Below are 14,540 nucleotides of genomic sequence, written 5' to 3' on the forward strand. Positions count from 1 at the left end.
CCTGGCTTTTTTAAAAGGAGAATTGTTAATGGAGTTAAAATCAAAGCAGCAGATTAGCTCTTACATTATCCAGTCACAGGAAGAAGAAATCAAGCGGATTTCCATCGAACTTCACGAGGGTGTCGGTCAAAATCTTTATAGTATTTTAACAGGCTTACAATTTATTGACTCAGGGACAAAAGAGCCTCATATGAAAAATAATCTTCGCGAAATGTCGCAGTTAATCGAGAAAACGATTCAAGAAATTAGGCTGCTCTCTGTGGAATTGTATCCTCCTGTCTTAACAACTCTTGGTTTACTACCCGCCATGAAAAGCTATATTAAGCTGTATACTTCGACATTTGGAATTCTTGTTAATTTAGAAACTGCGGGCACGCAAAAGTGGCTCCCGGAACAAAGCAGGATTGCAGTGTTTCGGGTTTGTCAAGAAGCACTAACGAATATAGTGAAATATGCTGACACGTCCAATGTGAAAATAAATTTTATTTGGACTGACGATGAGCTGAAAGTTACGATTAATGATTTTGGGAAAGGATTTCAACAAGTAGAACATGGAGACAGCAATCAATCATCGGGAATTGCCGCAATGAAAGAGAGAATGCTTCTAACTGGCGGACAGTGCACGATATCCTCTAAAATAGGAGAAGGAACATCTATTGAACTATCCCTGCCGTTAAAGGATTAAAGGAGAGTTAAGAATGATAAAAATCCTCTTGGTTGATGATCATGCTGTTGTGAGAAGCGGTTTGAAAATGCTATTAAATACAAACCCTGAAATAGAAGTAATCGGGGAAGCCTCAGAAGGGAATGAAGGTATCAAGAAAGCGTTAAAATTAAAGCCGAATGTCGTGGTTATGGATTTAAGTATGCCCCATGGTAAAGACGGCTTGTCGGCGACAACAGAATTGAAAAAGCTGATGCCTGAGATTAATATCCTGATTCTAACCATGCACGATGATGAGGAATACCTCTTCCGGTCGATTCAAGGAGGGGCATCCGGCTGTATTTTAAAGAGCGCCCCGCACGATGAATTAATGTCTGCGATTGAATCAGTTGCAGCTGGGGATGCCTATCTTCATCCCTCTGCACAGAAGCGGTTAATGGAGGAATATTTGTCCGGTGTGAAGCAGGATGGCAATGATACGTACAATCTATTATCTGAACGGGAAAAGGAAGTCTTAACCCTTATCGCAAAAGGTTACGCCAACAAAGAAATTGCGGAGCAGCTTGTCATCAGTGTGAAAACAGTCGAGACCCATAAAGGGAACTTGATGGAAAAATTACAAATGAAAACCCGGCCTGAGCTCGTGGAATATGCCGTTAAAAAGGGGTTATTAGGTTATGACATTTAAGGGAAATCATCTGAGATGACAGAGATAAGGAAATTGCGGCCAGTTCTTGAAGTGTGCGACAGTTTAATGGTGGAGGCAGGTTGTGATTTTGTGGGGCTTGCCATTCAAAATACTGTTGGCCCTGATGTTAGGTGGCACTATGCCGCCGGAAATTTAAATGATAAATATGAGAGAATAACTGTCCGTTTCGGAAAAGGAATCGCTGGAAAAATTATTTCAAGTGGAAGTGCGATGATGTTGGCCGACTTTCCAAATGATATTTTTGGAAAAGTGACTGACTATCCGATTATGCTTGCTGAAAAACTTGTCTCCTCCTATGCGGTCCCTTTATTTTTTAATGCTGTTCCAAAAGGAGTATTGCTTATTGGCAAAAGAGAAAGCTTTACTTTTCCTGATTATATTCAGCAACAGGTTAAAGATGCAGCCGAAGCATTGGAGCAGTTATTAAATGAGCATTTATAACAATTCGGGGGCAGGGGGGATAGAAATGGACAAGGAAATCCGTAGGCCTTTGAACGAGCTGGCAGACCTTGAACTTGAATTAAAAAAGTCAATGCAGGAATTGGTGGATATTAAGTTTGCGCTTGATGAATCTTCGATTGTCGCCATCACAGATTCCCGAGGAATGATTACATATGTAAATGATCAATTTTGTCGAATCTCCAAATACTCACAGGAAGAACTGTTGGGCCACGATCATCGAATTGTCAATTCAGGATATCATTCTAGAGATTTTTTTAAAGAAATGTGGCGGACAATTGGGTCAGGCAAGGTTTGGAAAGGTGAAATTCGCAACAGGGCAAAGGACGGATCGTTGTATTGGATGGATACAACCATTGTTCCGTTTTTAAACGAAAAGGGGAAGCCTTATCAGTATCTTGCTATTCGCTATGAAATTACCGAGAGAAAGCGTGTCGAACAGGAATTAAAAAAAATGATGTCTTCCATCATCGGTGTGCAGGAAGAGGAACGAAAGCGCTTGTCACGCAACCTCCATGATGGAATTGGTCAAAATCTTTATAGCCATTTAATAACCATCAATCGTTTGCTTTCAGAGATGGATCATCCGTTACTTCAGCAGATGCAGAAAGAAGCGACCCAATTAATCGAGGAGATTCGCGAAATCTCATGGGAGCTGCGGCCATCGGTCTTGGATGACCTTGGTTTAGTTCCAGCCATTCGTTCCTTTTTAGCACGTTATTCAGAGCATTACAATATCGATGTATTCTTTGATTGCGTCTTAAACCAGCGCCTTGATATCAGTATCGAACTGACCATTTACCGGATTATTCAGGAGGCGTTAACGAATATTCGCAAATATGCGGCAGTTACAGAGGCCATGGTTACCATCAGAGAAATGGATGATGTCGTGCGGGTAATGATTGAAGATAAGGGAAACGGCTTTGACATCAGAAAACAAACTCCAGGAGTCGGACTGTTCAGCATGGATGAACGCGCCCGTTCCGTCGATGGAGGATTTTCAATCTACTCATCTCCGGGAATGGGAACAAAAATCATTTTAGAAGTACCGATTTCCACAGCTGAAGACGATTAAAAAAAAGAGAGGGTGTCAGGCACTAATTAACGGTGCCTGACACCCTCTTCCTTTTATATCTTAAATGAACTCTTCAAGGAAACGATTCTGTTAAAGACCAGCTTATCCACTGTAGTATCTTTCGGATCGACGTTGAAATAACCGTGTCTAAAGAATTGGAATTTTTCCTGCGGTCGGCTTTCTTTCATGTTTGGCTCGACAAAGCCCTGTAAGACTTCAAGTGAATGAGGATTAACGTTATCAAGGAATGTTTTCCCCTCGTCACTTGCTTCCTCTTCTGCGTCCAAAATAAGCGGTTCGTAAAGGCGGAATTCGGCGGGAACGGCATGGGCTGCTTCTACCCAATGAATCGTTCCTTTTACCTTCCTTCCAGTGAAGCCAGTACCACTCTTTGTTTCAGGATCGTACGTGCAGCGTAACTCGACAACTTTACCGCTCGCATCCTTAACAATCTCTTCGCATTTAATGAAATAGGCGTTCTTTAGGCGGACTTCATTTCCAGGAAATAGACGGAAATATTTCTTCGGCGGTTCCTCCATGAAATCGTCTTGTTCGATATAGATTTCGCGCGAGAACGGAATTTTCCGTGAACCCATTTCAGGGTTTTCCGGATTTATTTCCGCATCCAATAATTCGATTTGGCCTTCCGGATAATTCGTAATGACCACTTTTAAGGGATTAATCACACCCATGGTCCGCGGCGCTTTCAATTTCAAATCTTCACGGACAAAGTGTTCAAGCATTTGTGAATCAACCATACTGTTGTTCTTTGAAATAGCCGTTTCGCTAACAAAGGTACGAATCGATTCAGGGGTAAACCCTTTTCTTCTCATCCCAGAAATCGTCGGCATCCGCGGGTCATCCCAGCCATCCACGAACCCTTCCTCGACGAGCTGCTTAAGCTTCCGTTTACTCATAACGGTATTCGTCACATTCAAGCGGCCAAACTCAATTTGCTGCGGCGTGTTCTCCATTTCACATTGTTCCACAACCCAATTATAAAGAGGACGCTGATCCTCGAATTCAATTGTACAGATGGAATGAGTGACACCTTCAATTGCATCTTCAAGTGGATGGGCAAAGGCATACATTGGATAAATGCACCACTTATCGCCTGTGTTATGATGTGTCGCATGCGAAATCCGGTAAATAACAGGGTCACGCAAATTAATATTTGGTGATGACATGTCAATTTTTGCCCGGAGCACCTTTTGACCATTGTCGAATTCACCGGCGCGCATCCGTGCAAATAACTCAAGGTTTTCCTCAATGGAACGCTCGCGGTAAGGGCTGTTCCTGCCAGGCTCTGTCAGCGTGCCGCGGTATTCTCGGATTTCTTCAGCAGAGAGGTCATCAACATAGGCAAGTCCTTTATTAATTAACAGTACAGCTCTTTTGTACATTTCTTCAAAATAATCGGAAGCAAATAATAAGTTATCCCATTCGAATCCAAGCCATTTGACGTCTTCCTTAATCGAATTAACATATTCGATATCTTCCTTTAATGGATTGGTATCGTCAAAGCGTAAATTGGTTTGCCCCTTAAATTCATCTGCCAAGCCAAAGTTGATGATAATCGATTTAGCGTGGCCAATATGTAAATAACCATTTGGCTCTGGCGGAAAGCGTGTCACGATTTTTTGATGCTTGCCTGATTCTAAATCTTTTATCATAATATCTTTAATAAAGTTTGATGTTTGATTGTCCACCTTTTTCAACCTCTTTCATTTGTCTAGCTCCGGGCGCCATCGGCTCGAGTCATAAGCTGGTGCCCTCCGCTTTTCCACTTGTCTACTACTTATAAATACCATAAATATTGATATTTTTCCATTGTTCCCAACAAATCAACGGAAAAACAGCATTAAGTGAGAATTTTTTTTGAAAAATTTGATGTTGGGGACAATGGAGAAGGGAGGAAGTAGATATATTGGGGACTTATGACATAAATTTGTGTACTTACTACCTGTCTCCCGGAACTTACGACATAATTTAGGACACTTACGACATTTATTCCGTCACTTACGACATTCCCTGGATATTAATTGGAAATTACTTTAATTGTGGTCAAAATAGGTCCCCTATAGTTAGCGTATTCCGCTTAATAAAGTTAAAATTGGGATAAGTAAAACGTAGGAGGGGGAAGTTCCATGCTTAATTTTGCGACCGTTGGAACGAGTTGGATTACAGAAAGCTTTATTGAGGCAGCAATCGCAAGCAAACAGCTGCAGTTAACCGGAGTTTATTCCCGCACTGAGGAGAAGGCGAAAAGGAATGCGAATACATATAACGCTCCTTATTTTTGGACGGATTTAGAGAAAATGGCGAAAAGCCCGGAGTTCGAGGCGGTCTATATTGCTTCGCCCAACTCTGTTCATTTCGAACAAGCACTAACCTTTTTGAAAAATAAGAAACATGTCATCTGTGAAAAAACGATTTTTTCAAATACTGCTGAATTAGCAATAGCATACCAGACAGCGGAGGAGAATGGCGTCTATTTATTTGAAGCGATTCGCAATATTCATACACCTAATTTCAATATATTAAAGGAAAAGCTCCATTTAGCAGGCAAATTGAGAAGCACGATGCTGCCGTATATCCAATATTCCTCCCGTTATGATTTATTTTTACAAGGGGAGGAGCCGAATATCTTCTCTGCTAAATACTCAGGAGGAGCACTCGTTGATTTAGGCGTCTATCCGCTGTATTTGGCTGTTGGCTTGTTTGGTGAGCCGAAGAAGGTTACCTATCATCCTGTGATGTTAACAAGTGGTGTCGATGGCAGCGGCACACTTGTGTTGGAATATGAAGAATTCGTCTGTACCATTCTTTGTTCAAAGATAGCTCATTCCGAACTTCTATGTGAAATTCACGGCGAGGCCGGAACCTTTGTCCTTGAGGATGCAGCCCCTATTTCAGAAATAAAATTCATAGATAGCCATACGAAAGAAAGTCAAATCCTGAGTGTCGAACAAGAAGAACAAGACATGGTCTATGAATGTATCAATTTTGCCAAGATCATTGAAACGAAAAATGATCAGGAGTATCAACGCTTTACAAATTGGAGCAAAATTGTCCTGCGCATCACAGAAGAGGCCAGAAAGCAGAATGACATTATTTTTGCATCAGATAAATAATGATAATAAAATAATAAAAAAAATTTGACAGATTTAAGTCGCCAATATGACATTTTTTTGAATTGAATCTTAGCAATGACTTTTATCACATCCCCTGTTTTTTAGCTTCCTTATATTTAAAGTAAGGAAGAATGGAGGAATCGTGATGAAGTCAAAAGCGTGGTACAGGAAACAATTGAAGCGCAAGCCGGTTCAAATCACCAGATATACAGTTCAGGCCTTGTTTCTATTGTTTTTACTATATGTAGGCCTGCAGTTTTATCAATTTTATCAGCATTTTGAAACACTTGGAAAAACACCTTTTGTTGAAAGGCCGTCTGCGGTAGAAGGTTTTTTGCCAATCAGCGCTTTGGTTGCCCTGAAGGTTTGGCTGACAAGTGGTGACTTCGATGTAATCCACCCGGCTGGTCTCACCTTGCTGGCATTCTTTGTCGGCGCCGGTATCATTTTTCGGAAATCATTCTGCAGCTGGATTTGCCCAGTTGGGACGGCGAATGAACTAATCGCGTGGCTCGGCAGGAAAATTTTTAGAAGGAACTTTGATATGCCGCAATGGCTGGTTTGGTTTTTAACGCCAATAAAATATGTTCTGCTGCTATTCTTTGTGGCAATGGTTATTCAAATGGATACCTTCAGCGCCAAAAGTTTTCTTGTGGATCCGTATAATAAGGTTTCCGATGTAAAAATGTTATTGTTATTCCTTAATATTGGCGGATTTACGTTGAAATTTGTCATTGTCGTCTTTATTCTCTCGTTATTCTTCAGAAACTTTTGGTGCCGGTTCCTCTGCCCGTACGGTGCACTGATTGGCCTTGGCTCCATCTTTAGAATGACAAAAATACAACGGAATGAAGATACTTGTACAAACTGCGAAATGTGCACAAAGGTTTGCCCGCAAAGATTACAAGTTCATAAGATTGAAAAAGTAAATTCACTTAATTGTTCCGCCTGTATGTCCTGTGTGGAAGCCTGCCCAGTGAAGGATACACTTAATATGACGGTGGCCAATAAAAAGGTAAATAAATGGTTCGTTCCCGTTACCTTCTTCGTTCTATTCTTCGTTGTTATTGGGATTGCAAAAATAACCGGCCACTGGGATACAATCATTTCTTATAAAGAATGGAAAGAATTGATTCCAGATGCACGCTATATCGGTCATTAGAATTTCATAATCAAAATAGCAGCCTTGTTGGGCTGCTATTTTTTATGAATGTTCAAAAAGTGTTCATTGTAGTAACAGATTGCCCTTAGTATCATTAGGCTAGAGGGAATATTTTGAAGGGGGAATGTAGGCATGGCGAAAAAAGTTGATGACTATTCTTTAGCAGAGCTGATGGTAAGAATTGAAGAAATTTTTAATAAAAACCCGGGTCCGATTCAAGGCTTTGAAGCAATTGTTCAGTATGACATTCACGGTGAGGCAGAAGCTACCTATCAGCATTTTTTTCATGATGGAAAGCTGACGATTAAAGAAGGAGTAGAAGCAACTCCGAGCGTAACAATGGCATTATCGTATGATAACTTCAAAAAATTCCTGTTAGGTAAGCAAAGCGGCACAATGGCGTTATTGACAGGGAAGGTAAAAGCCAAAGGCGATATTGGCAAGGGAATGAAAATCGAAACAATTCTTCGAAAATATAATATAAAAGAACCATTCTAAAATTTAGAAAAATAGTACATTCATACGAGTGTGCTATTTTTATTTTTTGGCTGTGTTAAAGCACATTGTTGATTTTGAACACAATGTTGATTGAAGTGGAAGGCGCGAGACTCCTGCGGGATTAGCGGGACAGGTGAGACCCCGCAGGCGCTTTAGCGCCGAGGAGGCTCACCGCCCGCCCCGCGGAAAGCGAAGCGCCTGGAACGGAAATCAACATTCACTTTTAATACGGCCTATTTTTAAATACCTGGAGATATTGAACTATTAATAGCAATTTAAAATAAAATAGTAAAATAATAATTGACAATTTTGCTTTTAAAAAGTAATCTTTAATTTGTGTTAACAAAACCAATCGGATTTGTCGGCTTTTGTGATAGTGCTGCTGGTCAAGGGGTTGGTTTTATATTTTAATTCAAAACCAAGTAAACAGGGGGGAATAAAGTGAAAAAGAGTTTGAAAGGTTTATTTAGTGTCATCATCCTTTCTATGATTCTATCTGCTTGTGCATTGGATAGTTCAAGCCAAAAAGAATCGTCAACATCAGCAAAGAAAGGGAACACGGAAAGCTCCAGCGCAACGAGCACTGAAGTAAAAGAATACAAAGCAACAAACTTGGATGCACTTCCAAATAAAACAAAAGCAAGAAAAGATACATTCATCGCGGGCATATCAGCACCAGGTGGGGTATTTTTGCCGTATTTCTATGAAAATGGCTGGGATGGAAACGCCACAGACCCAATGTTTGCCCCATTGGTAAACTTAGATCCAACTGGGAAACCTGTCGGGATTTTAGCAGAGAAATGGGATGTCTCTGATGACAAACTTACATATACATTCCATTTGAGAAAAGGCTTAAAATTTAGTGATGGTTCACCATTAACAGCCGATGATGTCGCTTTTACCCTAACGCTATTACATGACCCGGCATATGCAGGGGAACAAGATATTTCGCTTACTGCTATTAAAGGCGGTAAGGAATATAAAGAAGGCAAAGCGAAATCGATTGAAGGAATTAAAGTAGTAGATAAAGAGACAATTACTATTACAACTGAAGAAGTGAATGCAAAATCTCTTCTGATTTTAGGCGGACAGGTATTATCGAAAGCTTATTACGGAAAAGACTATCAATTTGGCAAACTGGATTATTTAAAAGAACTTTATCCGAAGCCGCTTGGTGCCGGACCTTACAAATTTGTTAAGTATGTGCCAGGCCAAGAAATTCGTTATGTTGCCAATGAACATTACTATGCTGGCACGCCAAAAACGAAGAATTTAATCTTTAAAGTAATCGATACTTCAACTTCTCTTCAATTGTTTGAAACTGGTGAACTTGATTATGCTGGTTTCTCTGCAGATGATGATACAGTAGAGCAATTGAAAAGTTTAGGATTTGCAAACCTTCAAGTAGGACCGGTTAATGACTATGGTTTTATTTATGTCAACAATTCACGTCCACAGTTCAAGGATAAAGTGGTAAGGCAAGCGCTAGTTTATGGTTTGGACCGCCAAAAAATTGTTGATGTGAAATTTAAAGGCTATGGAACTGTTGCGAATGTCCCAGTTTCTAAAGTTTCATGGGCCTATAATGATGAAGGTATTAACAAGTATGAATTTAATGCCAAAAAAGCGAAGGAATTACTTGATCAAGCCGGCTGGAAGGTTGGTTCCGACGGTATTCGTGAGAAGGATGGCAAAAAATTCGTGATTCGTTACTTAACGAGGACAGCAGATGATCCAATCATCCCGATTGCAAAAGAAAACTATCAGGATATCGGTATTAAATTTGAACCGGAAATTATGGACTTTAATGCGATTGTTGCCAAATTAGGCACAAAGGATTATGACTTCGCAGCCGTGTCCACTTCACAAATTTTAGATCCAAGTGATCCGGTTGAAGAGTTTGCAACAGGAAACGCAAATAACGCGGCAGGCTATTCGAATCCAAAGGTAGATGAGTTAATTAAAAAGGGATTAAATACGTTAGATATTGAAAAACGTAAAGTTATTTACCATGATCTCTACAAAGAATTAAATGATGATCCACCTGTCATTCTAATTCACTATCGTCAAAGTGCAAAAGCAATCAGCGGCCAAATCGAAGGCTTACATCCTGACAACTTTACAGGCATCAGCGCTAGCTTGCCAAACATTTCGATTAAAAAGTAACCAATAAAGTGCCTAGCGGATGAAGCTAGGCACTTTGTTATGTGGAGGTGGAGAGTATATGAAACAGTATGTATTACAACGATTTTTACAAATGATTGTCATTTTATTCGGGACCTCATTTATCATTTTCTTCTTGTTTGCGATGCTGCCAGGGGATTACATTGATTCAAACATATCTTTAACCCCGCAAAGAGCGCAAGAATTAAAAGCACTTTATGGATTAGATAAACCAGTGCTAGAACGATATTTTACTTGGCTAGGAAATGCCTTACACGGTGATTTTGGCTACTCATTAAAGCATCAGGAAAAGGTGTTATCGCTATTAAATAAGTATGTGTGGAATTCCTTTTTTGTTGCGATTTTCGCTCTATTTTTAACGTGGTCCATTGCTCTAGTATCCGGTGTTATCTCTGCCATCAAGCAGTACTCTTGGTTTGATGGTTTCGTGACATTTTTTGTGTTTGCAGCAATGTCATTCCCGTCCTTCTTTATTAGTTTACTTTTTATCAAATGGTTCGGTGTTGACCTGCAAATCCTGCCAATCGGCGGGATGATTGATACAGGAAGTGAAAGTACGGGGCTGGCCCATCTTCTTGAAGTAGGCAAGCATATGATTCTGCCTGTGACCATTTTAACCCTGCTTAGCATTGGCTCATTAACGCGTTATTTTCGAACAGGGATGCTCGAGGTTATTCGCCAGGACTATATTCGAACAGCACGCGCGAAGGGCTTGAAGGAACGTGTGGTTATTTTTAAACATGCGTTGAAGAATGCGATTCTACCAGCAATCACGCTGCTTGCCTTTGAATTGCCAGGTCTGTTTTCCGGGGCGATTATCATGGAGCAAATCTTTAATTGGCCAGGTGTCGGCCGAATTCAGCTGGAATCAGTTAGTTTCCGGGACTATCCTGTCTTGATGGCCTTTACGATGTTCTTGTCGTGTCTAACGATCATCGGAAACTTTTTAGCGGATGTTACCTACGCTGCTGTAGATCCAAGAATTAGATTGAAATAAGGAGGGAAGCAGAATGGACACTCCAAATCCGATTGTAAATAAACAGGTGAAGACAGTTGTGAAATCACCTTCAATCTGGAAACAAACCTTTCGTCGCTTAAAAAAGAATAAATTAGCGATGATCAGCTTGTTCTTTTTACTATTTATGTTTTTGCTTAGCTTCATCGGGCCGTACTTTTCCCCGTACATTCTCGACAGGACGAATGTAGCGAATATGAATCAGCCTCCAAGTGCAGCGCATTGGCTTGGCACAGATAATTACGGGCGGGATGTACTAACTCGACTGATGATGGCGGGGCAAATCTCGTTAACCATCGGGATTGCCGCAATGGTATTGTCAGTTATGATTGGTTCCTTATTAGGGGCGATTTCAGGTTTTTACCGCGGTGTTGTTGATATGGTCATAATGCGGGTAGCTGATATTCTTATGTCCATTCCCGGCTTGCCGCTGCTCTTGATATTAGCAGCCATTTTATCAGAATGGAAAGTTCCGGCTGAATACCGTCTTTATATTATTATGATTATGCTTAGCTTTGTTGGCTGGCCGGGACTTGCGCGTCTAGTGCGAGGACAGATTTTATCATTGAAAGAACAGCCTTTTATGCAGGCAACAGAAGTGCTTGGTTTAAGTGATCGCCGGAAAATTTTACATCATCTTATTCCAAACACGGTTCCGCTTCTCTTGGTTGTGGCAACCTTGAACGTTGCGGGCTCCATTTTGAGCGAGTCCGCCCTTAGCTTTCTCGGGCTTGGCGTAGTTCCTCCGACACCATCATGGGGGAATATGATGGATGCGGCCAATAACTTCATGGATTTTAGGAAACGGCCATGGCTGTGGATTCCGCCGGGCACAGCTATTTTTCTAACGGTTGTTTCGATTAATTTACTAGGAGACGGACTGAGGGACGCGCTTGATCCGAAAATGAGAAGGTAGGGATATCGAATGAATGAGATGCTGCTCCAAGTAAATCACCTGCAGACAAACTTTTACACAGAAAGCGGCGTCGTTAAGGCAGTAAATGACGTCAGCTTTGCAATCCGTGAAGGGGAAACCGTTTGTATTGTCGGCGAGTCTGGCTGTGGAAAAAGTATTACTGCTTTATCTTTAATGCAGTTAATTCCGGAAAATGGCAAGGTGGAAGGCGGCGAAATTAACTTTGCCGGAAAAAATCTGCTGGGTTTATCTAAAAAGGATATCCGCCGATTAAGGGGTAATGAGATTGGCATGATCTTTCAAGAGCCAATGACTTCTTTAAATCCGGTGTTTACCATTGGGGAACAAATGATTGAGCCAATTCAGGAGCATTTATTACTAAGCAAAAAGGATGCCTATAAAAAGGCAATGGAACTGATTACGATGCTGGGAATTCCTAATGCTGAAAAAATTGTCAATCTCTATCCCCATGAATTAAGCGGCGGAATGCTGCAACGGATTATGATTGCGATTGCACTAAGCTGTAATCCGAAGCTCATTATTGCCGATGAACCAACGACGGCGCTGGACGTGACTATTCAGGCACAAATTTTAGATTTGTTACGTGAGATCAAAAAGGAATTCAACACATCGATGCTGCTGATCACTCATGATCTCGGTGTCGTAGCTGAAATGGCTGATTATGTGGTCGTCATGTATGCGGGGAAGGTGGTCGAAGAAGGACCTGTACTTGAGCTGTTTAAGAACCCGAAGCATCCGTATACAAAAGGATTGTTAAAGGCCAAACCTGTTATTGGTGAGAGGAAAGAACGGCTCTATACGATTGCCGGACAGGTTCCTAATTTAGTAGATTTGAGCGAGGCTTGTTATTTCGCAGACCGCTGTGAGCATGCAATGGATATTTGCCGGATGAAGCAGCCTGTTTTAACGGAAATGGCTAAAGGACAAAAAGCAGCATGCTGGTTATACGAGGATGGTGAAAATCGATGAGCGAAGCACTTTTAGAAGTTCAAAATCTAAAAAAATATTATTCTGCCTCTAAAGGAATGTTTAAGAAATTTGGCGACTCTGTTAAAGCGGTTGACGGGGTTAGTTTTACAATTGAAAAAGGCGAAGTATTTGGGCTTGTCGGTGAATCAGGGAGCGGCAAATCGACGATTGGTAAAACAATCTTACGCCTCCATGAGAAGACAGACGGTGATGTGAAGTTTAAGGGGAAAGACGTCTTTTCATTGTCCAAAAAGGAACTTCGTCAGCTTCGTGTCCAAACGCAGCTTGTTTTTCAAGATCCATTCAGTTCGTTAAATCCACGACTAAGGGTTGGTGATGCAATCGGCGAAGCGATGGTAGAACACGGTCTTGTTTCTAAAAAGGAAGTCCGCGAGCGGGTGCTAGAGGTAATGGATAAGTGCGGTCTGTCCCCCTTTCATATTGACCGCTATCCGCATGAATTTTCAGGAGGCCAGCGCCAGCGGATCGTCATTGCCCGTGCAATGGCTCTTAATCCGGAGTTTATCGTAATGGATGAACCTGTAGCCGCTCTTGATGTATCGATACAAGCACAAATTATTAATCTATTTAGTGACCTGCAGCGGGAAAACGGATTATCTTATTTGTTTATTTCACATGATCTAAGTGTTGTCGAGCACCTATGCACGAAAATTGCGATTATGTATTTGGGGAATATCGTGGAATTAGCTCCAAAGGAAGAGTTATTTGATCATCCCTTGCACCCATATACAAAAGCGCTTCTTTCAGCAATTCCGATTCCAGATCCAACGGCTAAAAGAGAACGAATTATATTAACCGGGGATATTCCAAGTCCAATCAATCCGCCTTCAGGCTGTAAGTTCCGGACCAGATGCCCGATGGCTACAGACCTTTGTGCCGAAAAAGCGCCCGATTACCGTGACGCGGGCGGCGGTCATTTTGTGGCTTGTCATTACGTCTAGTTTCAAAATAAATTATGGAAAAGGTTTAGGGAAATATGAAATAATGGGTGTAGAAATGCAATAGGATTAGGTAGGGAGTGATACAAAATGAGGATCTTCGATATCTCAAGAAAACTGGTCAATGGGATGCCCGTTTGGCCGGGAGATACCGCTTTTCAATATGAGGTTTCATGGCCAATGGAGGAAAGCGGCTCGGTTAATGTTGGCAGACTGGAATTAAGTACCCACACGGGCACACATGTTGATGCCCCATTTCACTTTGATAACGACGGAAAAAGAATCTATGAGCTGGACCTTAATCTTTACATCGGTGCAGCAAGAGTCATGGATTTGCCGCCGGATATAGAAAGCATCGGCATAAAGGAGTTAAAAGATATTGACTTGGATGGGGTCACAAGAGTTTTGTTTCGAACGCTTGCGTGGAAAAACGGTACCGTCTTTCCAGAGAAAATTCCTCATATTGAACCAGATCTAGCTCCATATTTAGCTAAGAAGGGCATCCGATTAATCGGATTAGATGTACCTTCCGTAGACCCGATTGACAGCAAAGAGCTTCCTGCCCACCACAGTTTAAATGAAAACGGAATACACATTTTAGAATCACTAATCCTAGATGAGATTACCCCTGGAGAATACGAACTAATCGCCTTGCCCCTCCCACTCGTCGAAGGAGACGGCAGCCCCGTCCGCGCCATCCTCCGTCAGTGGTAGAGATAGTGAAAAAAATAGGTGTCAGGCACCATTTTACAAATAAAGTAAAATGGTGCCTGAC

At 41.4% G+C, this 14,540-nt stretch carries 14 protein-coding genes; 13 read left to right on the top strand and 1 reads right to left on the bottom strand.

Annotation, left to right across the window (positions count from 1 at the left end; translation table 11 throughout):
* The first annotated feature begins 28 nt into the window (after positions 1–28).
* Genes ACIQCO_RS16570 through ACIQCO_RS16585 form a run of 4 tightly spaced genes read left to right on the top strand, consistent with a single transcriptional unit; the run spans position 29 to position 2,907 of the window.
* Complete coding sequence (locus ACIQCO_RS16570; protein ID WP_400430440.1) at positions 29–685, top strand: sensor histidine kinase; 657 nt, start codon at positions 29–31, stop codon at positions 683–685.
* A gap of 13 nt (positions 686–698) precedes the next feature.
* Complete coding sequence (locus ACIQCO_RS16575; protein ID WP_066083560.1) at positions 699–1,352, top strand: response regulator; 654 nt, start codon at positions 699–701, stop codon at positions 1,350–1,352.
* Positions 1,353–1,367: 15 nt separating this feature from the next.
* Positions 1,368–1,814 (top strand): GAF domain-containing protein, encoded by a 447-nt coding sequence (locus tag ACIQCO_RS16580; RefSeq protein ID WP_400430442.1) that lies wholly within the window; start codon positions 1,368–1,370, stop codon positions 1,812–1,814.
* 25 nt (positions 1,815–1,839) lie between these two features.
* Positions 1,840–2,907: a PAS domain-containing sensor histidine kinase gene (locus tag ACIQCO_RS16585; protein ID WP_400430444.1), complete on the top strand. Its 1,068-nt coding sequence runs from the start codon at positions 1,840–1,842 to the stop codon at positions 2,905–2,907.
* A gap of 53 nt (positions 2,908–2,960) precedes the next feature.
* Here the strand turns inward: ACIQCO_RS16585 and ACIQCO_RS16590 are convergent, their stop codons facing one another.
* On the bottom strand, positions 2,961–4,616 hold the full coding sequence (locus ACIQCO_RS16590; protein WP_400430445.1) for a glutamine--tRNA ligase/YqeY domain fusion protein: 1,656 nt from the start codon (positions 4,614–4,616) through the stop codon (positions 2,961–2,963).
* Positions 4,617–5,054: 438 nt separating this feature from the next.
* On the opposite strand from ACIQCO_RS16590, the gene ACIQCO_RS16595 reads away from it, so the two are divergent.
* The 9 genes from ACIQCO_RS16595 to kynB all read left to right on the top strand — a co-directional run bounded on the left by ACIQCO_RS16595 (position 5,055) and on the right by kynB (position 14,479).
* Positions 5,055–6,041 carry a Gfo/Idh/MocA family protein gene (locus ACIQCO_RS16595; protein WP_400430447.1) on the top strand — a complete coding sequence of 329 codons (987 nt, stop codon included), beginning with the start codon at positions 5,055–5,057 and terminating at the stop codon, positions 6,039–6,041.
* A gap of 145 nt (positions 6,042–6,186) precedes the next feature.
* The gene (locus tag ACIQCO_RS16600) at positions 6,187–7,203 is read left to right on the top strand and encodes a 4Fe-4S binding protein (RefSeq protein ID WP_400430449.1); all 1,017 of its coding nucleotides are present in this window, start codon (positions 6,187–6,189) and stop codon (positions 7,201–7,203) included.
* 132 nt (positions 7,204–7,335) lie between these two features.
* Complete coding sequence (locus ACIQCO_RS16605) at positions 7,336–7,701, top strand: SCP2 sterol-binding domain-containing protein (protein ID WP_400430451.1); 366 nt, start codon at positions 7,336–7,338, stop codon at positions 7,699–7,701.
* Positions 7,702–8,187: 486 nt separating this feature from the next.
* Positions 8,188–9,867: an ABC transporter substrate-binding protein gene (locus tag ACIQCO_RS16610; RefSeq protein ID WP_400430587.1), complete on the top strand. Its 1,680-nt coding sequence runs from the start codon at positions 8,188–8,190 to the stop codon at positions 9,865–9,867.
* Positions 9,868–9,925: 58 nt separating this feature from the next.
* Positions 9,926–10,882 carry an ABC transporter permease gene (locus tag ACIQCO_RS16615; protein ID WP_400430452.1) on the top strand — a complete coding sequence of 319 codons (957 nt, stop codon included), beginning with the start codon at positions 9,926–9,928 and terminating at the stop codon, positions 10,880–10,882.
* Positions 10,883–10,895: 13 nt separating this feature from the next.
* The gene (opp4C, locus tag ACIQCO_RS16620; RefSeq protein WP_024026522.1) at positions 10,896–11,816 is read left to right on the top strand and encodes an oligopeptide ABC transporter permease; all 921 of its coding nucleotides are present in this window, start codon (positions 10,896–10,898) and stop codon (positions 11,814–11,816) included.
* Positions 11,817–11,825: 9 nt separating this feature from the next.
* Positions 11,826–12,806 (top strand): ABC transporter ATP-binding protein, encoded by a 981-nt coding sequence (locus ACIQCO_RS16625; protein WP_400430454.1) that lies wholly within the window; start codon positions 11,826–11,828, stop codon positions 12,804–12,806.
* Positions 12,803–13,768 (top strand): ABC transporter ATP-binding protein, encoded by a 966-nt coding sequence (locus tag ACIQCO_RS16630; RefSeq protein ID WP_400430456.1) that lies wholly within the window; start codon positions 12,803–12,805, stop codon positions 13,766–13,768. Before ACIQCO_RS16625 ends, ACIQCO_RS16630 begins: the two co-directional genes overlap by 4 nt.
* Positions 13,769–13,855: 87 nt before the next feature.
* Positions 13,856–14,479, top strand: coding sequence for an arylformamidase (kynB, locus tag ACIQCO_RS16635; protein WP_400430458.1), 624 nt, complete (start codon positions 13,856–13,858; stop codon positions 14,477–14,479).
* Positions 14,480–14,540 lie beyond the last annotated feature (61 nt).

Source organism: Neobacillus sp. NPDC093127 (assembly GCF_044754175.1).
Lineage (GTDB): Bacteria > Bacillota > Bacilli > Bacillales > Cytobacillaceae > Neobacillus.